Here is a 20,899-nt window from a genome sequence, read left to right as displayed (position 1 = left end):
GGAACACGCGCGATTCACGGGCACTCTATTGGCGCAATCTGCGGCTAGACCGCACATTCCCAAGCGGTTGGTCTTTTTGCACCCTTCCCAGCAGTTGTCCAGATGGGCCTTCGGTTTAAGGCCCATTTGTTGCCTGAAGGGCACGTGCGGTCACCAGACTGTTTCAGTCCGGCTGCGAGAGTTTATAACAATTCAAGAATGTGCGGCACGTCGAGCACGAAATCCGCAACGGACACTGTGTCGCAGGAACTATGCCGCCACTGTCCGGGCCAGAAAGCCGCCGGACTGGCGCTCCCAAAGGCTGGCATAAAGTCCGCCGGCCTTGAGAAGTTCGCCATGCGTGCCCTGCTCGATGATGCCGCCGGCATCCATCACGACGAGCCGGTCCATCGCGGCGATCGTGGACAGCCGATGCGCGATCGCCAGCACCGTCTTACCCTTCATAAGCACATCCAGCTGCTCGTGGATGGCAGCCTCCACCTCCGAATCAAGCGCGGACGTCGCCTCGTCCAGCACCAGGATCGGGGCATTCTTGAGGAGCACCCGAGCAATGGCGATACGCTGGCGCTGCCCGCCGGAGAGCTTCACCCCGCGCTCGCCCACAAGCGCGTCGTAACCGGTGCGTCCGGCCCGGTCGCGCAATTCGGGAATGAAGCCGTCGGCCTGGGCGCGCTGGACGGCGTTGAGAACGTCCTCGCTGTCGGCATCGGGCTGGCCATACACGATGTTGTCGTGCACCGAGCGGTGAAGAAGCGCGGTGTCCTGCGTGACCATGCCGATATGATGACGCAGCGACTCCTGCGTCACTTCGGAAATATCCTGCCCGTCAATGAGAATGCGCCCCCGTTCCAGGTCGTAAAACCGGAGCAGGAGGTTTGCGAGCGTCGACTTGCCCGCCCCCGAACGCCCCACCACGCCGACCTTCTCCCCCGCCGCGATCGTCAGCGAGAGATCGTCGATGACGCCGCCTTCCTTGCCGTAGTGAAATCCGATTCGCTCAAACCGGATCTCTCCCCGTGGAACGGCAAGCGCGCTCGCACCGGGCTTGTCGACGACGCTCGTCGGCCGCGCCAGCGTGTCGATGCCGTTCTGGACCGTGCCGACATTCTCGAAAAGCGCGGTCACCGTGCGCAGGATCCAGCCGGACATCTGATTGAGGCGGATAGACAGGCCATTCGCGAGCGCCACGGCACCGACCGTGATGGACCCGGTGTGCCACAGCCACAGCGAGAGAGCGCCGACGCCGAAGATCAGCAGGCTGTTGAGCACGGTGAGCACGACGGTCATCGACACGATGGCGCGCAGCAGGCGCCGCATCGCCGCGAGCTGGCGTTGCAGCCCTTCCAGCACGAAGCCCTCGGCCTGTTCGGGATCGGAAAAGAGCTTCACCGCCTGGATGTTGGTGAAGCTGTCGACGATGCGCCCGGACAGCGCGGAATTGGCCTCCGCCACCGCCGCGGAACGGGACCGCACGGGCGGCACGAGATAGAGGATCGTGGCGCCGTAGCCGACCGTCCACAGCGCCAGCGGCAGGATCATCCGCCAGTCGAGCCCGGCAAACAGCGCCAGCGTTCCGGCGAGATAGATGAACAGGAACCATACGCCGTCAACGACATTCACGACGCTTTCGCGCAGCGCCATTCCGGTCTGCATCACCTTCTGCGCCACCCGCCCGGCGAAATCGTCCTGAAAAAACGCAAGGCTCTGGCGCTGCACGTAGCGATAGCAGCGCCAGCGCACGATGGCGGTGAGCCCGGGCACGATGGCAAGATTGATCAGGCCGCGCGCAAACAGCGTCAGCACGGGCCTGAGGATCAGCACGACGAACGCCATCGCGGCGAGAACCGGTCCGTTGGTGCGGAAGAACGCATCGGGGCCGCTCGCGTTCATCAGATCGACCAGATCGCCCACGAAGACGAAGAGGGCCATTTCCGCAAGCGCCGCAAGCAGCGACACGAACAGCGTCACGGCAAGCAGCCGCCACCAGCGCCGCAGGTGGTAGACGTAGAAACCGCGCACGGTTGCCGGAGGACGCTCGACCGGGCTTTCCTCGAACGGATTGAGCAGGTTTTCGAACCAGGCGAACATCGCTATCCCGTGACTGACGGCCCTGCGGCCGAATCGGCCTCGGCTTGGCGTACCCCCAAGATAGGCCGGGAACATCCCGGATCAAATCCGCAAAGGCCGCCGCGCGCTATGGCAAAAGACAGGACAAACGACGACCGCATGCCGGACATAGCTCTCTACCAGCCGGACATTCCCCAGAACACGGGCACGATCCTGCGCATGGCGGCCTGCCTTGGCCTGACCGTTCACCTGATCGAGCCGGCCGGCTTCGCGCTCTCCGACCGCAATCTCCGGCGCGCCGGCCTCGACTATCTCGATCAGGCCGCCATGCGGCGTCACATCGACTGGGCCGCCTTTCGGGAATGGCAGACGGGTGCGGGTCGCAGGCTGCTGCTGCTCACCACCAGGGCGGAGGAAAATTATACGGACTTCGCGTTCGCGACCGATGACATCCTGCTCCTCGGGCGCGAAAGCGCCGGCGCACCGCCCGAGGTCCATGCGGCGGCCGATGCGCGGCTGAAAATCCTCATGCGGGCGGAGACACGCTCTCTCAACATCGCCCTGGCTGCGGCAATGATTACGGGAGAAGCCTTGCGGCAGACCGCTCGGTTCCCCTAAATCTTCTGCAGGGAGAAACAGGAGGATCTATGAGCGATCGGGGCGGGCCGATCCCGGAGGGGATCGAGGAAAAGAAAATCGAGGCGGCGGACTGGTTCCGTACCTTGCGCGACAAGACCTGCGCGCTTTTCGAGGAACTGGAGGACGAGATCGGTCCCCGCGGCGGACCGCGTGCCGACAAGCCTGCCGCGCGCTTCAGGCGCGAGCCCTGGGAGCGCACCGATCATTCGGGCGAAAAGGGTGGCGGCGGCGAGATGTCGATGATGACCGGCGGCCGTATCTTCGAAAAGGCCGGCATCCACATCTCGACCGTTCACGGCGAGTTTTCGCCCGAATTCCGCGATCAGATCCCCGGCGCGTCGGAGGATCCGCGCTTCTGGGCCGCCGGCATCTCGCTGATCGCCCATCCGCACAATCCGAATGTGCCAACGGTCCACATGAACACGCGCATGGTGGTCACCACCCGGCAATGGTTCGGCGGCGGCGCGGACCTGACGCCGATGCTGGAGGCACGCCGCACCCAGCAAGATCCCGACACGAAGGCCTTCCATGCCGCCATGGAAGCGGCCTGCGAGGACCATGCCGGCATCGACTATGACCGCTACAAGGCCTGGTGTGACGAGTATTTCCATCTCGCCCACCGCAACGAGCCGCGCGGCGTCGGCGGCATCTTCTACGACTATCTGAATTCCGGGGACTGGGCGGCCGACTTCGCCTTCACGAAAGATGTCGGGCTGGCGTTTCTCGGCGTCTATGCCGAGATCGTGCGCAACAATTACCTGAAACCCTGGACGGAAGAGCAGCGCGAGGAACAACTCGTGCGCCGCGGCCGCTACGTGGAGTACAACCTGCTCTACGATCGCGGCACGATCTTCGGCCTCAAGACCGGCGGCAACGTCGCCTCGATCCTGTCGTCCATGCCGCCGCTCGTCAGATGGCCGTAAGCCCCGACGTTCAGGGCGTCTGCGCGTCGCCGCCGGCATCACGGAGCAGGTCGTCCCTGCCCAATGCGAACCCCGAGGCGATCCAGCGTGCCTCCAGCGCCTGCAACGCCACGCCGATCGCCGGACCGGGCTTATGCCCTAACGCCAGAAGATCGCGGCCGGCGACCGGAAAGACGGGAACCTCCTGCGAGCGCAGGGTGACGAGCAGCCGGCGCCAGGCCTGATCGTCCGGCCCGGCCGCGCTGCGGCACCAGGCGAGCAGGGCCGCCTCGATTGCCGTCTCGTGCCCGAGCCGATAAAGCCGTTCGCGCGCCGCAAGCCAATCCAGCGTTGAATGGAATGTCTGAGAGGCAGCCAGCGCACTGGCCATGCGCTTTGCCTCGGCATTGGACAGCCGGAGCCGGTCCGTCAACCGGTCGACATCTTCCGCCACGAAGCACGCCAGCGCAGCCAGTTGCAGAATACCGTTGCCGGCTTCCACAGCGAAGTCCTTCAGATGATGAAGATGGGCGAAATCCTCCAGCCGCACCACGCCGCCAAGCGCGATCTCGATGATGCCGCTCTCCGCCATCGTCGCCACCGTTTCCACCGCGTGGGGGGCCGGCAGAATGCGGCGGAGTTCGTGCCCCACCCGCTCCGCCGAAAGCCGGCGCAGCCCGTCACGTGCGGCAACCACGGCAGAAAGCCCGGAAGCGTCAATGGCGCCCGCCCCGTAATGCGCGTGAAAGCGGAAGAACCGCAGGATGCGCAGATAGTCCTCGCGAATGCGGGCATGCGGATCGCCGATGAATCGCACGCGCCGGGCGAGACAATCCGCATAGCCCTCGCCGGTTGGATCATGAACGGCACCATCAACATCGGCGTAAAGCGCATTCATCGTGAAGTCGCGCCGTGCAGCATCCGCCCGCCAGTCCCGCGAGAACCGCACCACGGCGTGCCGACCGAATGTCTCGATGTCCTCGCGCAGCGTCGTCACCTCATAGGGCGTGCCGTCGCTGACCACGGTGATCGTGCCATGCTCCATGCCGGTGGGAACGGGCTTGAGCCCCGCGGCCTTCGCCCGTTTCACAACGATTTCGGGCAAGGCCGTGGTCGCGATATCGACATCGCCGACGGGCTCGCCCATCAGCGTGTTGCGCACCGCCCCGCCGACGACCCGCGCCTCGTCGCCCTCCATCGCGACCGCTTCGAAGACGCGGCGAATGCTGGCGCTCGTAAGCCACGGCGCGTCGGTGAGCATGGTGGGCAAGGGACTATTCCAGCTTGCCGGGCACGAGCTGGCCGTCTCGATACTGCATCGGCGTGTACGTCGCGTTTGCGTTTTGATCCTGAAACGAGGCCAGCATGATGAGGCTGACGATCACGATGACGCCACCGGTAAGTGACAGCCAAAGCACCGGCGCATCCCGCCAATTTTCCGCGGATGCCGAGCGCCGGACGACCATCAGCCATACCCCGTAGGCGATGAACGGCAAGGCGAAGAGCAGCAGATGGACGAAAATGACACGAACCATGTCTCAGCCGTACATCGTATCGTAGAGGCTGCGCAAGATCCCTGCGGTCACACCCCAGATATACCGGCTTTCGTAGGGCATGGCGTAGAAGTAGCGACGCGCGCCCTGCCATTCCCTGGACCGCTTCTGATGGTTCGCGGGCGACATCAGGAACCGCAGAGGGACCTCGAAAATATCCGCCACTTCGCCCGGTTCCGGGCGCAGGCTGAAGCCTTCGCGCACAAGCCCCACGATCGGCACGATTCGGAAGCCGGAGCCGGTGAGATAGGGGCCGAGCCGACCTATCGGTTCCACGAAATCGGGAGCCAGGCCGATTTCCTCGCGGGCCTCGCGCAGCGCCGCCTCGGTTGCGTCGCGGTCGCCCTCGTCGATCTTCCCGCCGGGAAAGGCGATCTGGCCGGCGTGGCTCGACAGGTGGTCGGTGCGAAGCGTCAGGAGCACGCTCGCATCCACCCCGCGGTCGACGACGGGAATGAGCACGGCCGCATCGCGCAGGGACCGCTGCGCGGCGGAGGGATACAACGCCGGATTGAGAACGTGATCGCCCGTCTCCCGTTCGCTCGCGTGGAGCCTTTCCAGCGCGCGTTCTCGGAATGCGCGGGCTGAGAAGTCTGACACATTGGATCCCGGACCGAATTCGACCTCCTGCGAGCGCGTCGTCGGCTGCCCGACCTCAGGCGTCTCAATCTTCATCTTTGCGATGCGCCTCCCCTCACTCTCCGTCTTGTCCGCCCTTCGGCGCGGATTCTGGTTCCATCACGAAAAAGCTCCCGCCGCTCCACACGCCCAGCCTCCCGTCTGCTTCGCCACCCAGCGCCACCGCAAGTTCCGCCAGCTCGTAAAGCAGGGGTCGCGCGAGCTTCGCCTCGAGCCGGCCACGAACAAGGATATAGGGCTTCAGCCCTCCCGTTGCCTCCTCCTCTACGAAACGGATGGGATGCGCCGCATCGGCCTCCACCACGTCGCCGACATTGGTCCGGAAGGTGAGTACCTGGTTCTCGCCCTCGCCCCGGGCATGCATCTCCACCGCCAGGAAGGGCGCATCCTCCACCTTAATGCCGATCTTCTCGACGGGGGTGACGAGATAGTACGCCCCATCCGCGTCGTGCCGCAGTACCGTCGAAAAGAGCCGCACGAGCGCTTCCCGGTTGATCGGCGTACCCATGTAGTGCCACGAACCATCGGCCGCGATGCGCATGTCGATGGCGCCGCAGTAATCGGGCTCCCAGCGGTCCACCGGCGGCAGCCCCTTGCCGGAGGGAGCCGCGCGGCGGATGAGTTCCTGCAATGAGATCGGGGTCACATCAAAGTGATGAGACGAGCCTTCGTCTTTTTTCGTGCTCATATTTCCCCAATTCATAAGCAATACAGCGGACGTGCTTGCCTTCTTTCTGTCAGTATTGCTCTCTCAAATCCAGTCTCGGTGTTGCAGCGGAACCGGGGGACAGGGCCAACCGATGCTCGCCCGGCGCATTTGTAAGACGTAAAAATCGGTCCTTGCGGTAGGAATACCGCGCTTGACGCGTGGCCCCAGCACCGCATTGTGAAGAGTGGTTGAGTCTGCCTCTCTTACGGATCGCGGTGCCGGATAACGCATGAGCGCCGAGCGATTGCCTGATAGACTTTCACACAGGACCGGCCACCCGCGGGTGGCATTGCGGCTCAGGGACGGGGAAACGAATGAGCGCCTACCAAGCCACCGAATCCGACGCTATCGTTGCCGAAACGGAAGCCGCCGTGAACCGTCTGGCCGCGGCCCGCGAGGAGATAGGCCGCGTGATCTTCGGTCAGCAGTCGGTCGTCGACAATTCGCTGATCACCATACTGGCCGGCGGTCATGGCCTTCTCGTCGGCGTGCCTGGCCTTGCCAAGACAAAGCTGGTCGAGACGCTCGGCACGGTGATCGGCCTTGAGGCGAACCGCATCCAGTTCACGCCCGACCTCATGCCCTCCGACATTCTGGGTGCGGAAGTCCTCGAACAGGCGGAGGACGGCACTCGGTCTTTCCGTTTCATTCCCGGCCCGATATTCGCCCAGTTGCTGATGGCCGACGAGATCAACCGTGCCAGCCCGCGCACCCAGTCCGCCCTCCTGCAAGCCATGCAGGAATACCACGTGACGGTGGCCGGCTCGACGCACGAGGTCCCGCGCCCCTTCCATGTGCTCGCGACGCAGAATCCGCTGGAGCAGGAAGGAACCTATCCCCTGCCGGAAGCACAGCTCGACCGCTTCCTGATGCAGATCGATGTCTATTATCCCGACCTCGAAGCGGAACGTAAGATCGTGCTGCAAACGACGGGCGCGCACGATTCCCACGCGACCGCCGTGCTCAATGCGGCCGAACTCACCGCGTACCAGAATCTCGTGCGGCGCATTCCTGTCGGAGATTCGGTCGTGGGAGCCATCCTGACGCTGGTGCGCTCCGCGCGCCCCGGTGAGGGAGCCGACCCGGTCACCGAGCGTATCGCCTGGGGCCCCGGCCCGCGGGCTTCGCAGGCCCTGATGCTGACCGTCAGGGCCCGCGCCCTGCTGCAGGGCCGGCTGTCGCCCTCGATCGACGACGTGATGGCGCTGGCCGAGCCGGTATTGCAGCACCGCATGGCGCTCACCTTCGCCGCCCGCGCCGATGGCCATACCGTGCGCGGCGTCATTGCCGAGCTCAAGGCCAGGATCGGCTGATTTCGGCGCTTTTTCGCGCTGCCCGGACAGCCGGTTGCCGGGCCTGATACGGACGCAAGATGCAGGCGACACCAGATCACGACACCCCCTCCCAGGAGGCCTTGCTGAACGTCATAGGCGAAGCGCGCGCCCTGTCCGAGGCGCTGCCGGATCTGCTCGTGGAGGCCAAACACGTCGCCAACACCGTCGCCGCCGGCTGGCACGGCCGCCGCCGCGCCGGTCCGGGCGAGACCTTCTGGCAATTCCGTCCCTTCACCATGGGCGAACCGGTCAAGCGCATCGACTGGCGCCGCTCCGCGCGCGACGACCATCTCTTCGTGCGCGAACGCGAATGGGAGGCGGCGCATACCATCTGGCTGTGGGCCGACCTTTCTTCGTCCATGACGTTTCGCTCCAGGCTGGCGGCCACCTCCAAACGGGATCGCGCGCTGGTGATCCTGCTCGGCCTTGCCGATCTGCTTGCGCGCGGCGGTGAACGCATCGGGCTGACGGGGATGACGCGGCCCCTGTCGCACCGAAACGCTGCCGAGAAGCTTGCGGCCGCGCTCAGTCATTCCGCGCCCACCCTGTCTCTGCCGGATACCCACGCGATCGGCAGGTTTTCGGAGGTGATCCTCATCGGCGATCTGCTCGATCCCATAGCCGAGACGGCAAACTGGGTCCGACGCGTGGTCGCATCGGGTGCACGCGGCCATCTGGTGCAGGTGATGGATCCGGTGGAAGAAACGTTCCCCTTCGCCGGCCGGACCGAGTTCCGCGATCCGGAAACCGGCACCAGGCTGACCGCCGGGCGGGCGGAATCCTGGCGCGATGCCTATCGCAAGCGCCTCGCCGATCATCGCGCCGAGCTTGACGAGCTTGCCCGCAAGGCCGGTTGGACGTTCCTCGTCCATCATACCGACCGACCGGCAAGCGAGCCCCTGCTTGCGCTGCATGCGCGCCTTGCCGACAACGCCGATGCGGCGACGCGGCGCCCCATGGCAGCAGGGGGCGCGTGATGTTTGGATTGCCGCTCGCCTTCACCAGCCCTTTCGTCCTGGCCGCCCTTGTGAGCCTCCCGGTCATCTGGTGGCTGCTCCGCTTCACGCCGCCACGGCCAAGAGAGGTCGCCTTTCCGCCAACGCGCCTGCTGCTCGACGTGGAGAAGAACGAAGAGACGCCCGCGCGCAGCCCGTGGTGGCTGACGCTCCTGCGGCTGCTCATGGCGGCCATCCTCATTCTGGCGCTGGCCGGCCCCGTCTGGCGTCCGCTCGCCGATACCGGCAGCGGAACCGGCCCGCTCTGGCTCATCCTCGACAATGGCTGGACGGCGGCCCCCGACTGGGACGCCCGGATCACGACGGCCGAGCGCCTGATCGACGGAGCGGAAAGCGACGGGCGGCCGGTGCTGATCGCCGCAAGCGCCGATGGTCCGGGCCAGGCATTGACCCCGACGGGGGCCAACGAGGCCAGAGACCGGCTGCGGGCCCTGGAGCCGCGCTCATGGGCTTCCCGTCCGGACGAGCTCCTCGCCGGTCTGCGCGATGAGGCGACCAATGCCGCGCCCGGATCCGTCACATGGCTTCAGGACGGCCTCGGCGAAGAGGCCACAACCCACTTCGCCGAATCGCTTCCCGGTATCGCCGGCAATGCGCGGCTGAGCGTCTACATGTCCGAGACCTTGCCGGCAGGGCTGAAGGCCGTGCGCAATGACGCCAATGCCCTGACGGCCACCGTTGTTCGGGACGGGGCTGCCACCGCCCGCGAAATATCCGTGCAGGCTCTCGACATGAAGGGGCTCGTCATCGCCGAAGCCCAGGCGCAATTCGAGGCCGGCGCGCGGGACGCCGAGGCGCGGTTCGAGCTGCCGGTGGAACTGCGAAACGAGATCGCCCGGCTGCAGATCGAGGGCGAACGGGCTGCTGGAGCCGTCCAGCTCGTCGACGAGCGCTGGCGGCGGCGCACCATCGGCCTGCTTTCCGGCGATTCTGCGCAGCGCGCGCAACCGCTTCTGGCGCCTCTCTACTATCTCCGTCGCGCCCTGACGCCCTATGCCGACCTGCGCGAACCCCGCTCGCTCGACCTCGCCGAAGCCCTGCCGGACCTGATCGAACAGAACGTCTCGGTCCTGCTGATGGCCGATATCGGCAACGTTCCCGCCGATTCCCTTGACGATTTGCGCCGCTGGGTCGCGGCAGGTGGTGTTCTGGTGCGATTTGCTGGCCCCCACATGGCCTCGCGTACCGACGACCTCGTTCCGGTGGATCTGCGCTCCGGCGGGAGGGCGCTCGGCGGCAGCCTTTCCTGGGAGCAGCCGCAACCGCTCGGCAGCTTTTCCGAAAACGGTCCCTTTGCGGGGCTGGCCGTTCCCGACGACGTGACCGTCCGTCGGCAGGTGCTGGCCGAACCCGATGCGACGCTGCCCGACAAGACCTGGGCGAGCCTGGCGGACGGCACACCGCTTGTCACCGCGATGCCGATCGACCGCGGCTGGGTGGTGCTCTTTCACGTCACCGCCGATACGACCTGGTCCAACCTTCCCATCTCAGGAACCTTCGTCGAGATGCTGAGGCGGATTCTCTCCTTTTCGGCAGCCCGGGCGTCCAAGCCGGGCGACGGACAGGGCGCCGGTCAGGCGGTGCTTGCACCCATGCGGCTGCTCGATGGTTTCGGCCATTTCGTCACTCCCGGCGCAACGGCAAAGCCCGTACCCGTCGCAGACATCGACGGCCTTGACGCGGGCCGGGAACACCCGCCGGGGCTCTACGGAGCGGACGACGCGTTCCGCGCCCTCAATCTGCTGAAGCCCGATGCGGAGATCCTTCGCTTCGATCCGAAGGTTCTCGGCTCCGGTGTCTCTGTCGAGAGCTTCCGGACAGCGGGGCCGCTGGACATGCGAGCCGGCCTTTTCGTTGCCGCGTTGCTGCTGCTGATCGCCGACGCGCTTGCCGTTCTCGTGCTTGGCGGCGGCTGGCGGTTGTTGCAGCGCCCGGTCGGTGCCGCGGCAGTCTTGCTGGCGGCGGGCCTCGTCGTCGCGATGCCGGGCAATGGTCACGCCCAGAGCCTGACATCCACCGGGTCCGAACGCACCGTCTCGGATGAAGCCTGGGCGCTCGATGCCGTGTTGACCACGCGGCTCGCCTATGTGGTAACGGGCAATGCGCAAATCGACGAGACCAGCCGGGCAGGCCTTTACGGTCTGTCGCGCTACCTTGAAAACCGCACCGCGCTGGAACCCGGACCGCCGATCGGCGTGCGTATCGATCAGGACGAACTGTCTTTCTTTCCTCTGCTCTACTGGCCCGTGGATGAAAACGCCCCGCAACCGGACGCGCAGACCACGGCCCGCATCGATGCCTACATGCGCGGCGGCGGAACGATCTTGTTCGACACGCGCGACGAGATCGGCGGAACAGCGGCAACCGGCGGCTTCGGGGCTTCGCCGGCAACCCGCAAGCTGCGGGAAATTCTCGCCGGACTGGACATACCGGCTCTGGAGCCGGTGCCGCCTGACCATGTTCTGACCAAGGCCTTCTACCTGCTCGACGAGTTCCCCGGCCGGTGGAGCGGCGGTCAGCTCTGGGTGGAGGCGACGCCGGAGACGGACGACGTCAGCGGCCGCCCCGTCAGGGCCGGCGACGGCGTCTCTCCGATCCTGATCAGCGCGAACGACTTTGCCGGCGCCTGGGCGATCGATGAAGCGGGCAATCCGCTCTACGCGACGGTGCCGGCCGATCCGATGCAACGTGAACTGGCGTATCGCTCCGGCGTCAACATCGTCATGTACACGCTCACCGGCAACTACAAGGCCGACCAGGTGCATGTCCCTGCCCTGCTCGAGCGGCTCGGCCAATAGGAGGCGGCGCGATGAACATGACCTGGAGCCTCGACTTCGCGCCGCTCGTGCCGCTGTGGCTGATCATTGCGCTTGCCTGTGTCGCCGCCGTTCTGATGGGCCTTGCCCTTTGGCGGCGCCAGCGCGGCACGCTCGTGCGCACCTGCGCCTTCGCCGCCCTTCTGCTCGCCCTGCTCAACCCCGCCGTGGAACGCGAGGAACGCGAACCGCTTTCCAGCGTCGTGGCCCTCGTTGCCGATCACAGCCAGAGCCAGGACCTCGACGGACGCCGCGAGACGACCGACAAGACGGTCGCCGCGCTCAAGACCCGCCTTGAAGCGCTCCCCAACGTCGAGGTCCGCGTCATCGATGCGGGGCGTGCCCGCAGCGACCTTCAAAATGACGGAACCGCGCTTTTCGGACCCCTCAACCAGGAACTGGCCGACGTTCCCCCGGACCGCATCGCCGGCGCCATCGTGGTCACCGACGGCCAGGTGCACGACATTCCCGAGAATGCGGGCGCGCTGGGCTTCAACGCTCCCCTCCACGCGCTGATCACCGGGCATGCGAACGAGCGCGACCGTCGGGTGGTCATCGAGCGGGCGCCCCGCTTCGGTCTGGTCGGCAAACAACAGCAAGTCCGGCTGCGGGTGGCGCAGGCAGGTCAGGGCCTCGACGCTGCGCCCGCGCGCATGACCGTGCGGCGCGACGGAGAAGAGATCGACAGCCGCATGGTCGCGCCGGGCGTGACGGTCGACATTCCCGTCGAGATCACCCATGGCGGGCAGAACATCTTCGAGTTCGAGGTGGAGCCCCTGGAAGGCGAGCTCACCACACTGAACAACCGCGCCGTCATCACGGTCGATGGCGTGCGCGAGAACCTGCGCGTGTTGCTTGTTTCCGGCGAACCGCACGCGGGCGAGCGCACCTGGCGCAACCTCCTGAAATCGGATGCGGCGGTCGATCTGGTCCACTTCACGATCCTGCGCCCGCCGGAAAAGCAGGACGGCACGCCGATCAGCCAGCTCTCGCTGATCGCCTTTCCCACGCGCGAGCTGTTCTCGGTCAAGATCGACGATTTCGACCTGATCATCTTCGACCGCTACAAGCGCCGGCGCGTGCTGCCGATCCTCTACTTCGACAACATCGCCCGCTACGTGCGCGACGGCGGCGCGCTGCTGATGGCAACCGGTCCGGAATATGCCGAGGCCGGCAGCCTCTATCGCACGCCGCTGGCCACCGTCATGCCGGCGGAACCGTCCGGCCGGATCCTGGAAGAACCGTTCCTGCCGCGAATCTCCGCTCTCGGCCAGCGCCACCCGGTCACCCGCGGCCTGCCGGGCAGCCGCGGCGAGACCCCTGACTGGAGCCACTGGTTCCGTCTGATCGACACCGTCGATCACCAGGGCGAGGTCGTCATGAACGGGCCTGAGGACAAGCCTCTCCTGATCCTCGACCGACAGGGCAAGGGCCGGGTCGCGCTGCTTCTGTCCGATCACGTGTGGCTGTGGGCACGCGGCTACGAGGGCGGCGGGCCGCATGTGCAATTGCTGCGCCGGCTAGCTCACTGGCTAATGAAGGAGCCGGATCTGGAGGAAGAGGCGCTGAGAGCGACAAGCCGCGGCCACGAACTGACCGTGGAACGCCAGACGCTCGGCGATACGGTGGATCCGGTGGAGATCACCGGGCCGACCGGCGAAAAGCGGACCGTCACCTTGCAGCAGGCCGAGCCGGGGCTGTGGCGAACGACCATCCGGACGGATGATATCGGCCTTTATTCGGTGAGCGACGGCGAGCGCACGGCCCTTGCCAATATCGGCCCCGCGAACCCGCGCGAGTTCGCCGATGTCCTGTCATCGCCCAAACCGCTCACGCCGCTTGCGGAGGCGACCGGTGGCAGCGTGCGTCGGCTGGAAGGGCGCGGCGAGGAGCCCGATATTCCCCGCGTCGTCGCGCTCAATCGCGCGACCTCCTATGCGGGATCGGGCTGGCTTGGGCTGAAGATGACGGAATCGAGCGTGTTGAAGGGAGTTGACCGCCTGCCGCTCTTCATCGGCTTCCTCGGTCTTGCGATCCTGCTGGGCCTCATCTCGGCGACCTGGTACCGCGAAGGACGATAAGGCCGATTGTCGAGCCTCAGGAGGCCAGAACGTCGTTCCAGTCGGGATGACGGGCGAACTGGGCGGCGGCATAGGGGCAAAGCGGGGTGATCTTGCGGCCCGTGGCACGCGCATGCTCAATGAGGCGCGTGACGAGTTGCAGAGCTACCCCCTGTCCGCGGTAGTCTTCCGGCACTTCTGTGTGGTCGATGATAAGAAGGTTGGCGCCCGCCTTCGAAAAGGTGCTTTCCGCCTCGCCCATCCCCGGCTCGCGATAGACAACGCGGCCCCGGGTTTCGGTTTCCTCCAGCGTGAAATCCTTGTCGCTCATCGCTATACCTCTCCTGCCGCGTATTGATCTGGGATGGTTTCCTGTCGTTCAGACGATCCCACCAGAAAACAGGCGCTCAGGTCGTTTCACGGTTTGGCGGAACTCGGTCGTGGGTATTTCTGCCGCTGCCCATCCTTCAATCCGGCCGTGACGCTTGCGGGATCGCACCCGACTGTCAGGAACTAGCGCCGACGGTTCCCGCGACAAGCTCCGCCCTGGTGCGTCCGCCGTGGACCATGCCATGGGCCGTGTCCATTGCCCCCTCGGCAAGTTCCGCGATCAGCAACCGCGCGGGATCGACCGGACCGGGCAGCAGGATCCGGCCCTGCGGCACGCGATTGAACCCGAACGGCCCGTAATACGGCAGATCCCCCACCAACAACACGAGCCCTTCGCCAAGCCTTGCGCCCTCTTCGAGCGTCCGGCGCATCAGCGCGCGCCCGATGCCTACGCCCTTGTGGGTGGGCACGACCGCAAGCGGCCCCAGAAGCTGGGCCGGGGTGACGCCGATGCGGATCGGTGTCAGGCGGACGGCGCCGAGAAGTTCGCCGTCCAGCTCCGCCACGAAACTCAGGCGCGGATCGTGCGGCACGCCTTCGCGGATCCGGAACGCGGTGCGCGCAAACCGGCCGGGACCAAAAGCATCTGCGTGGAGGGCTTCGATTGCGGCGTCATCTTCCGGCATCTCGGGCCGGATATCGTAGGCGAGGGTGGGCATAACGTGATCCTGCTTGGAAAGGTGGTTCAAGCAGTCCGGCCTGCCGTACGGCGCGCGGCAGCGCGCAGTTGGACGGAGCAGAGAAATTGTCGGGATCGACAGGCAGCGGACAAGGCAAAGGCGTTGGATGCGCTTAAAGCGCGGTCAGCCCATTCGTCGTCGCTGCTGGATCACTGTGAATGCCCGTCCTGCATGTACCCGGATGACGGGTACTGTTCCGAAAAACACGCTCGCACATTTGCGAGGCAGTGCCGATACCATGCCGGCTTCACGGCGTCCAGTACGATTGCGCGAGCGACCTGACGAAACTTCATCGCTGTCCGTTCGTCGGCGGTGAACGCTGCGTCCACATGCATGCAGGCCGCTCGCCGGACTGTTACCTTGCCTCGACGATGAGGATCGCATCTTCGGGGAACCCGAAAGCCCTCGATGCGGTTGACCTCCATGACGATCATGCGCCGCAACAGGTGGCGCGATACAACCGAAAGGATCTGGCCATGGGACTTCTGGTCGACGGAAAGTGGCAGGATCGCTGGTACGACACCGACAAGACCGGTGGTTCGTTCGAACGCGAAAAATCGCAGTTCCGCAACTGGGTGACTGCCGACGGCGCCCCCGGACCTTCCGGCGAGGGCGGTTTCGAAGCCGAGGCGGGCCGCTACCACCTTTACGTGGCCTATGCCTGCCCCTGGGCGCATCGCACGCTCATCTTCCGCAAGCTCAAGAAGCTTGAGGACATGATCTCGGTTTCGGTGGTGGAGCCGCTGATGCTCGAGGAAGGCTGGACCTTCGCACAACCGGATCCTGTCAACGGCGCGACGCGGCTCTACGAAGTCTATCTCGCGGCCGATCCCACCTACACCGGCCGGGTCACCGTGCCTGTGCTGTGGGACAAGAAGCGCAAGACCATTGTTTCCAACGAGAGTGCGGAGATCATCCGCATGCTCAACAGCGCGTTCGACGGCTTGGGCGCCCGCAAGGACGACTTCTATCCGCAAGAACTGCGGGCCGAGATCGATGCGATCAACGCGAAGGTCTACGACACGGTCAACAACGGGGTCTACAAGGCCGGTTTCGCGACCAGCCAGGAGGCCTACGAAAAGCCCTTCAAGGCGCTGTTCGCAACCCTCGACGAACTGGACGACCGCCTGTCGCGCCAGCGCTATCTCGTGGGCGACCGGCTGACCGAGGCCGACTGGCGCCTGTTTACGACGCTGGTGCGTTTCGATGCGGTCTATGTCGGCCACTTCAAGTGCAACCTGCGCCGTATCGCCGACTATCCGCATCTCTCCAACTACCTGCGCGAACTCTATCAGGTGCCGGGTGTGGCGGAGACGGTGAACATGGATCACATCAAGCGGCACTACTACGGAAGCCACAAGACCATCAATCCAACGGGGATCGTGCCGGTGGGTCCGGAACTCGATTTCATGCGCTCGCATGACCGGGGCAGGCTCGCCGCCTGAACCGGACTTCCCGCCTACCAGATCTCGTCGAGCTGCACGCCGGTGCCGATTTCCTGCAGGCGCCGGCACGTGGCCGGAGTCGTCTCGGCGGGCAAATCGTCGAGGGGAAAGAACCCGGCTTCCACAATCTCGCGGTTCGGCACGCGCGGCGGCTCCGGCTGCCGCCAACGCCGGATCACGTAGAGCGCCACATGATCTCGACGCGAAAGGCGGGCGTTCAGATAAAGGCCGAACAGCTCCGGCCTGTCCTCCACCTCGATATTGCCTTCCTCGCGCAACTCGCGGATCACGGCCGTCTGAGACGTTTCGCCCGGATCGACGCCGCCGCCCGGCAAGTACCACCCCGGCAGATATGTGTGCCGAACCAGAAAGACCCTCCCCTTCCCGTCGAAGACCGCGCCGCGGACGCCGACCGTCATCGGGCGCGCAAGCAGCGCTCCCCACGCAATGACGGTTCGGGTCAGGGGCTTGAGCCACCGTACAATTTTCGTGGTCATTTTATAATCACGCCCCATACGCAGGCATTTGTGCGGCTGTATTGAAGGATAGGAGCTGATTCATGAAGAATTAGCCTTTGCGACCATGCGCCGAATGCATGCCGGACACGCGATTTATGCGCTTCCCTATTAGCCGCGACGATGCCATTTCAATTCCGCACCGTCAGGAAATATCGCGCCCGGAGAAAGGCGCGGACTGGCGAAAACCCCGATCCAGAAATTCGAGTTCGTCATGTTCACCTCGCTGTTCTCCCGCACGCGTCGTCGTCGCTTCCACTGGAAGCCCGCTCTGGCCAGCGATCACGCCCGCCATTCGATCGCATTGACGACCTTCCCGCTCAATTGAGGCGGCCCGAGGCCGTTGCCCGGCGGGCGAATCCGGTTCGCGCCATTTCGCTCGATCGCCGTCCCGTTCTCCTTGACCTGCGCGCCGAGGAAGCGATGATGGTGGCATGACCTTCAAGCTTGTTCATCTTTCCGATCCGCATCTTGGCCCGCTGCCGAGCCCGACGCTGCGGGAACTCGCGTCCAAGCGAGCGATCGGCTACCTGAACTGGCAGCGCAACCGCGCCTCCAAGTTCACCACCGCACATCTCGATGGACTGGTCGCCGACCTCAAGGTGCAGGAGCCCGACCACATCGCCCTGACCGGCGATCTCGTCAATATCGCGATCGACGCGGAACTCGGTCCGGCAAGGCGCTGGCTCGATGCGCTTGGCGCGCCCGAAGACGTGTCCGTGGTGCCCGGCAATCACGATGCCTATGTCCCCGGAGCCCTGCGCAAGGCAAGCGATGCCTGGGGGCCGTACATGCGCGGCGATCAGGAAAATCTCGCCGGGACGTATCCCTATGTGCGACGCCGCGACGATATCGCCCTTGTCGGCGTTTCCAGCGCGCGCGCCTCCGCTCCGTTTCTGGCGACAGGCCACGTCAGCACAGGTCAGGCCAAACTCCTCTGCCAACACCTGGAAGCGTTGGGCCGGGAAGGCCTGTTCCGTGTCGTGATGATCCATCATCCGCCCGTGCGCGGCTCCACCGACTGGCACAAGCGCCTCGTCGCGGGGTCGCGCGTGCGTGCCGCCATCCAGCAGGCCGGCGCCGAGCTGGTGCTTCACGGACACACGCACGTTGACAGCCTTCACTGGCTGAAGGGCCCGGACAGGCCCGTGCCTGTGGTCGGCGTTCCGGCAGCCTCGAACGCACCGGGAGGCAAGAAGCCCGGGGCACGCTACAATATTTTCGAGATCGAAAAGGTCGACAACGACTGGCGTTGTCACTGGCGCGAGCGCGGATACGAGACGCCCGGCGCAGGGGTGGTGGACATTCGCGAGCGCGACCTCGGAGCCGCCCTGCTCGCCGCAGCCGAATAGCCCCGCACCTGCAAGCAGATCAATCGGTCAGCCGAGCGTGTTGAAGAACCAGGCGTAGCCGACAAGACCCGCGACACCAATCGCAAGGCCGATCAGGAACACGCCGATCGCCGTACCGATGCCGAAACCGCCGCGCTGCGGCTTGGCATTGCGCCGCGATTCCGCCTCGATCAACGCCTTGTCCGCGTCGGCGCGCAGCCGCTTCAGAAGCCAGTCCGATTCGAGCGCCCGCTCGCGGTCGATCATGCGTTCGGCGACATATTCGGTGATGCAATCGGCCATCGCGTGCGCAGAATCGGTTTCCAGCAGCACCGTTCGTCCCAGACGCGTGTCCTTCACGAAGCGATATGTCCGCCGATCGCGCGCGATGACGACATGGCTCGTGACATCCACCCACATTCGCGGCGGATTTCCCGGCACGACCTGCAGCATGAACTGCTCGTCATCCTCGGGGAGCTCCTTTGAGACGCCTTCCAGCTCCTCGCGCAGGATATCGAGGCGGGCTCTTTCGGTTTCTTGCAACTCGATGATGACGTCGGTTCGCTCGGCCTCGGCCAAGCGGACCTTGCGCATCGCCTCGCGCAGGCTGCGAACCTTGGCATGCGGCACAACGTTATCCGCCTGATCGCTCATCGCCGTCACTTCTCCGGGCTTCGGTCGCGGGCGGATATGAAGGAGTTCCGCAGGCGCAACCATCGGCGTGAATGTCTCGCTATATTAATACGTCATTAAGTAACACGGCGAGAGCCCCGTTTCAGCTTCGCGACAACTTGATCGCGAGTCTTCCCCGGGTAATCTGTCGTTCATGGTAAACATTCACGAGGCGAGAAAATGACAGTGCTGCCTGCAAGCGCGGAAATCGTAAGGAACGCAGCGGAAGCCGCCGGCCTCTCAGTTCGCATCGTCGAGGTTCCGGGAACCGCGCGGACGGCGCAGGATGCAGCAGATTCGGTGGGTAGCACCGTCGGCCAGATCGTCAAATCGCTGGTTTTCAGGGGCAGCGATTCGGGCAAGCCTTACCTTCTTCTGGTTTCCGGCGACAACCGCGTGAACGAGAAGGCGGTTGCACGCGACCTCGGCGAACCGCTTCAGCGCCCCGATGCCGCCTATGTGCGCGAAGTGACCGGCTTTGCGATCGGGGGCATTCCGCCGCTTGGCCATGCGCAACCGATGGCGATCTACATGGACGAGGATCTTCTCGCCAAGGACGAGATCTGGGCAGCGGCGGGCACGCCGCGCTGCGTGTTCGCGACAAATCCGCAGGCATTGCGCGACGCCACCGGCGCAACGGTGATCAATGTGAAAGGCTGAGATGGGCTGGTCTTGGCGGCCGCCGCACGCCAGAATGGCACATTGCGCCGCGCAAGGGACTTGACGCGCGGCACGGAAAGCGACCGAGCAGGCACTGCCGGGAACAGGAGAAGGCGCGATGCTGGTCGATGGGAAGCCCTATCGCACGATCTGGCTCAACGACGATGGGCGCTCGGTCGATATCATCGACCAGACCCGGTTTCCGCACGTCTTCTCCGTCGTGACGCTCAAGACCATGAAAGCGGCCGCTGTCGCCATCCGCACGATGCAGGTGCGCGGCGCGCCGCTGATCGGCGCGACGGCCGCCTATGGAATGGCCCTGCAGATGGCGGAAGACCCCGGCGACGCCGGTCTCGACCACGCTTACCGCACGCTGATGGCCACCCGCCCGACGGCAGTCAATCTGCGTTGGGCCCTTGATGAGATGCGAGAGCTTCTGCGCGAATTGCCTCTCGGGGAAAGATCGGCCCGCGCCTACCTGCGCGCAGCCGAAATCTGCGACGAGGATGTGGAGATCTGCGCCGCGATCGGGCGCAACGGCCTTGAGATCATTCGCGATATCGCCCATCGCAAAGGCCAGGGCGCGACCGTCAACATCCTCACCCACTGCAATGCCGGCTGGCTTGCCACCGTCGACTGGGGCACCGCCACCGCCCCGATCTACATGGCGCACGATGCGGGCATCCCCGTGCATGTCTGGGTTGACGAGACACGCCCGCGCAATCAGGGCGCCGCCCTGACCGCCTGGGAGCTTGGTCGACACGGCGTGCCCCACACGGTCATTCCCGACAATTCCGGCGGTCACCTCATGCAACACGGGCAGGTGGACATGGTGATCGTCGGCACGGATCGGACCACTGCCTCCGGCGATGTCTGCAACAAGATCGGCACCTACCTGAAGGCACTGGCGGCAAGCGACAATTGCGTGCCCTTCTACGTCGCCCTTCCCTCGCCCACCATCGATTTCACGATAGATGACGGCTTGCGCGAAATACCGATCGAGGAGCGAGCGGGGGAGGAGGTCTCGCGGATCTGCGGACTGACCCGGGAGGGCCGGATCGAGACGGTTTCGATTGTCGCCAGCGGCTCCCCGGTGGCCAACCACGCCTTCGACGTCACGCCGGCCCGTCTCGTGACGGCGCTGATTACCGAACGGGGCGTCGTCGCTGCCGACAAGAACGCGATTGCCGCCATGTTCCCCGAACGCGTGCAGAGCGCGCAGGCGCGGGAGCCGCAAGTGGGGACAGCCTGAGCAAAGAGCTTGCGGACACGACGTCATTCAGATTTCGTTAAGAAATTGCGCCGATGTTTGAGGCGTGCATCTGCCGTCGCAGCGGCAGTATCTCAGAGCATATTCCAATCAGATTGAGGCAATCTGATTGGAATATGCTCTAGGTATTGATCTGGAGCGGTTTCTTGTCGTTCAGACGATTCCGTCTGAAGGATAAGCGCTCTAGAGAGGCTTTCGGGA

The 20,899-nt window shown here is 65.1% G+C and carries 19 protein-coding genes; 10 read left to right on the top strand and 9 right to left on the bottom strand.

Features of this window, described 5'->3' with window-relative positions; translation table 11 throughout:
* Window positions 1-249: 249 nt before the first annotated feature.
* Window positions 250-2,088, bottom strand: a complete 1,839-nt coding sequence (locus tag V2L18_RS00350; RefSeq protein WP_336175654.1) for an ABC transporter ATP-binding protein — start codon at window positions 2,086-2,088, stop codon at window positions 250-252.
* A gap of 138 nt (window positions 2,089-2,226) precedes the next feature.
* On the opposite strand from V2L18_RS00350, the gene V2L18_RS00345 reads away from it, so the two are divergent.
* Entirely contained in the window at window positions 2,227-2,685 is a 459-nt protein-coding gene (locus V2L18_RS00345) for a tRNA (cytidine(34)-2'-O)-methyltransferase (protein WP_336175653.1), read from the top strand.
* A 29-nt stretch (window positions 2,686-2,714) separates the two neighbouring features.
* Window positions 2,715-3,629, top strand: coding sequence for an oxygen-dependent coproporphyrinogen oxidase (gene hemF, locus V2L18_RS00340; RefSeq protein ID WP_336175652.1), 915 nt, complete (start codon window positions 2,715-2,717; stop codon window positions 3,627-3,629).
* Between the two features lie 10 nt (window positions 3,630-3,639).
* Here hemF and V2L18_RS00335 read toward each other — a convergent pair whose 3' ends face one another.
* Genes V2L18_RS00335 through V2L18_RS00320 form a run of 4 tightly spaced genes read right to left on the bottom strand, consistent with a single transcriptional unit; the run spans window position 3,640 to window position 6,488 of the window.
* Window positions 3,640-4,869 (bottom strand): CCA tRNA nucleotidyltransferase, encoded by a 1,230-nt coding sequence (locus V2L18_RS00335; RefSeq protein WP_336176360.1) that lies wholly within the window; start codon window positions 4,867-4,869, stop codon window positions 3,640-3,642.
* Between the two features lie 13 nt (window positions 4,870-4,882).
* The gene (locus tag V2L18_RS00330; RefSeq protein WP_336175650.1) at window positions 4,883-5,143 is read right to left on the bottom strand and encodes a DUF6111 family protein; all 261 of its coding nucleotides are present in this window, start codon (window positions 5,141-5,143) and stop codon (window positions 4,883-4,885) included.
* 3 nt (window positions 5,144-5,146) lie between these two features.
* The gene (locus tag V2L18_RS00325) at window positions 5,147-5,836 is read right to left on the bottom strand and encodes a CoA pyrophosphatase (protein ID WP_336175648.1); all 690 of its coding nucleotides are present in this window, start codon (window positions 5,834-5,836) and stop codon (window positions 5,147-5,149) included.
* A 19-nt stretch (window positions 5,837-5,855) separates the two neighbouring features.
* Entirely contained in the window at window positions 5,856-6,488 is a 633-nt protein-coding gene (locus V2L18_RS00320; RefSeq protein WP_336175646.1) for a DUF1285 domain-containing protein, read from the bottom strand.
* A 335-nt stretch (window positions 6,489-6,823) separates the two neighbouring features.
* On the opposite strand from V2L18_RS00320, the gene V2L18_RS00315 reads away from it, so the two are divergent.
* Genes V2L18_RS00315 through V2L18_RS00300 form a run of 4 tightly spaced genes read left to right on the top strand, consistent with a single transcriptional unit; the run spans window position 6,824 to window position 13,756 of the window.
* Entirely contained in the window at window positions 6,824-7,822 is a 999-nt protein-coding gene (locus V2L18_RS00315; protein WP_336175644.1) for a MoxR family ATPase, read from the top strand.
* Window positions 7,823-7,881: 59 nt separating this feature from the next.
* Complete coding sequence (locus V2L18_RS00310) at window positions 7,882-8,820, top strand: DUF58 domain-containing protein (protein ID WP_336175642.1); 939 nt, start codon at window positions 7,882-7,884, stop codon at window positions 8,818-8,820.
* A complete protein-coding gene (locus V2L18_RS00305; protein ID WP_336175641.1) occupies window positions 8,820-11,657 on the top strand; it encodes a DUF4159 domain-containing protein in 2,838 nt (945 codons plus the stop codon). The genes V2L18_RS00310 and V2L18_RS00305 overlap by 1 nt, the downstream gene beginning before the upstream one ends.
* A 17-nt stretch (window positions 11,658-11,674) precedes the next feature.
* The gene (locus V2L18_RS00300) at window positions 11,675-13,756 is read left to right on the top strand and encodes a hypothetical protein (protein ID WP_336176359.1); all 2,082 of its coding nucleotides are present in this window, start codon (window positions 11,675-11,677) and stop codon (window positions 13,754-13,756) included.
* Between the two features lie 16 nt (window positions 13,757-13,772).
* Here V2L18_RS00300 and V2L18_RS00295 read toward each other — a convergent pair whose 3' ends face one another.
* Window positions 13,773-14,066 (bottom strand): GNAT family N-acetyltransferase, encoded by a 294-nt coding sequence (locus V2L18_RS00295; protein ID WP_336175640.1) that lies wholly within the window; start codon window positions 14,064-14,066, stop codon window positions 13,773-13,775.
* A 175-nt stretch (window positions 14,067-14,241) separates the two neighbouring features.
* Window positions 14,242-14,784 carry an N-acetyltransferase gene (locus V2L18_RS00290; RefSeq protein WP_336175638.1) on the bottom strand — a complete coding sequence of 181 codons (543 nt, stop codon included), beginning with the start codon at window positions 14,782-14,784 and terminating at the stop codon, window positions 14,242-14,244.
* Between the two features lie 497 nt (window positions 14,785-15,281).
* Between V2L18_RS00290 and V2L18_RS00285 the strand changes: the two genes are divergently transcribed.
* Window positions 15,282-16,250: a glutathione S-transferase family protein gene (locus V2L18_RS00285; protein ID WP_336175636.1), complete on the top strand. Its 969-nt coding sequence runs from the start codon at window positions 15,282-15,284 to the stop codon at window positions 16,248-16,250.
* Between the two features lie 14 nt (window positions 16,251-16,264).
* On the opposite strand, the gene V2L18_RS00280 is transcribed toward V2L18_RS00285, so the two are convergent.
* Window positions 16,265-16,747: an NUDIX domain-containing protein gene (locus tag V2L18_RS00280; RefSeq protein WP_336175634.1), complete on the bottom strand. Its 483-nt coding sequence runs from the start codon at window positions 16,745-16,747 to the stop codon at window positions 16,265-16,267.
* Between the two features lie 452 nt (window positions 16,748-17,199).
* Here V2L18_RS00280 and V2L18_RS00275 point away from each other — a divergent pair, with 452 nt between their 5' ends.
* Window positions 17,200-18,117 (top strand): metallophosphoesterase, encoded by a 918-nt coding sequence (locus V2L18_RS00275; protein ID WP_336175632.1) that lies wholly within the window; start codon window positions 17,200-17,202, stop codon window positions 18,115-18,117.
* A 27-nt stretch (window positions 18,118-18,144) separates the two neighbouring features.
* On the opposite strand, the gene V2L18_RS00270 is transcribed toward V2L18_RS00275, so the two are convergent.
* On the bottom strand, window positions 18,145-18,750 hold the full coding sequence (locus V2L18_RS00270; protein ID WP_336175630.1) for a hypothetical protein: 606 nt from the start codon (window positions 18,748-18,750) through the stop codon (window positions 18,145-18,147).
* A gap of 198 nt (window positions 18,751-18,948) precedes the next feature.
* On the opposite strand from V2L18_RS00270, the gene V2L18_RS00265 reads away from it, so the two are divergent.
* A complete protein-coding gene (locus tag V2L18_RS00265) occupies window positions 18,949-19,428 on the top strand; it encodes a YbaK/EbsC family protein (RefSeq protein WP_336175628.1) in 480 nt (159 codons plus the stop codon).
* 118 nt (window positions 19,429-19,546) lie between these two features.
* Window positions 19,547-20,680: an S-methyl-5-thioribose-1-phosphate isomerase gene (mtnA, locus tag V2L18_RS00260; RefSeq protein WP_336175626.1), complete on the top strand. Its 1,134-nt coding sequence runs from the start codon at window positions 19,547-19,549 to the stop codon at window positions 20,678-20,680.
* The last annotated feature ends 219 nt before the right edge of the window (window positions 20,681-20,899 follow it).

The sequence above is a fragment of the Breoghania sp. JC706 genome, assembly GCF_037026715.1.
Classification (GTDB): Bacteria; Pseudomonadota; Alphaproteobacteria; order Rhizobiales; family Stappiaceae; genus Breoghania.
The sequence above is the reverse complement of the archived record's forward strand: the minus strand, read 5'-3'. Positions and strand labels throughout refer to the sequence as shown.